1 rRNA gene is annotated in these 296 nt (G+C 55.1%); it reads left to right on the top strand.

Annotated elements, in window-relative coordinates:
• Positions 1 to 191 precede the first annotated feature (191 nt).
• Positions 192 to 296, top strand: a 16S ribosomal RNA gene (locus BEK98_RS45870); the annotation flags it as partial.

The following is a 296-nucleotide window of genomic DNA, read 5'->3' as shown; positions in this document are numbered from 1 at the left end:
GGAAGCGACCGTTCCTTGAGAACTCAACAGCGTGCCAAAAATCAACGCCAGATATGTTGATACCCCGTCTCCGGCCATCACGGCTGGGACGAGGTTCCTTTGAAAAAACACAGCGAGGACGCTGTGTCCGAGAGGATCATTCCTCCTCTTGGACCGCTCTCGTGATGTGCGCACCGGATTACCGGTAAACATTCACGGAGAGTTTGATCCTGGCTCAGGACGAACGCTGGCGGCGTGCTTAACACATGCAAGTCGAACGATGAACCACTTCGGTGGGGATTAGTGGCGAACGGGTG

The organism is Streptomyces diastatochromogenes (assembly GCF_002242805.1).
GTDB lineage: Bacteria > Actinomycetota > Actinomycetes > Streptomycetales > Streptomycetaceae > Streptomyces > Streptomyces diastatochromogenes.
Note: the sequence above shows the minus strand (reverse complement) of the source record. Positions and strands in the feature narration are given on the sequence as shown.